This window comes from Salinisphaera sp. G21_0 (assembly GCF_017744115.1).
Taxonomy (GTDB): domain Bacteria; phylum Pseudomonadota; class Gammaproteobacteria; order Pseudomonadales; family Endozoicomonadaceae; genus Endozoicomonas.
In genome coordinates this window covers 1-557 of record NZ_JAGHQW010000267.1, presented here as the reverse complement: position 1 = coordinate 557, position 557 = coordinate 1, and the positions used below count along the sequence as shown (strand labels likewise).

At 53.7% G+C, this 557-nt stretch carries 1 pseudogene; it reads left to right on the top strand.

What is annotated here, in order from left to right:
* Positions 1–75 precede the first annotated feature (75 nt).
* A pseudogene (locus J7439_RS26000) lies at positions 76–557 on the top strand (hypothetical protein); the annotation flags it as partial.

Sequence of the window (557 nt, the reverse complement as noted above, 5' to 3'; positions counted from 1 at the left end):
GTTGATTATTCCGTTGAGACTTTTACCTATTTCACTGGAGCGGAATATATAGATTTTACCCGGCGTAAGGTGGAAATGCAGATTAGCGCTCCTTTGGTGACGACTTTTATCGGAGCATCTCCCGTACCCGGCGAGCCAGAAGAAGAAACGAGCCGTATTCAGGAAACGCAGATAGCCGACACCAGCCGTTACTATGGCATCCAGCCAATGAGCGCCAACATTACCGCAGGCGACCTGACGCTAAAGGCCGAGAGCGTTTATGCGCCTCTGGTGCCGAGCGCCAAGGTAGAAAGCCCCTTGCTGGATCAATACGGTGGCTATACCGGCAAGACGATGGTGGCGACTTCGGCCAGCAACCGATCCATCAGCTGTCGCTTTGTTCATATCAGCGGCAACCAGAGCCGTACTTACCTCCAGCGGGGCGTTTTGCCCGGAACCCTGACCCTGTCGCTGGACGGTGGCACCTTCGAGGATAACGGCGCAGGCAGTCTGCTCCATAAAAGCGGCACCAATAATTACAGCAAATTGACCGTGGATTATGATCTCGGGGAGATTAA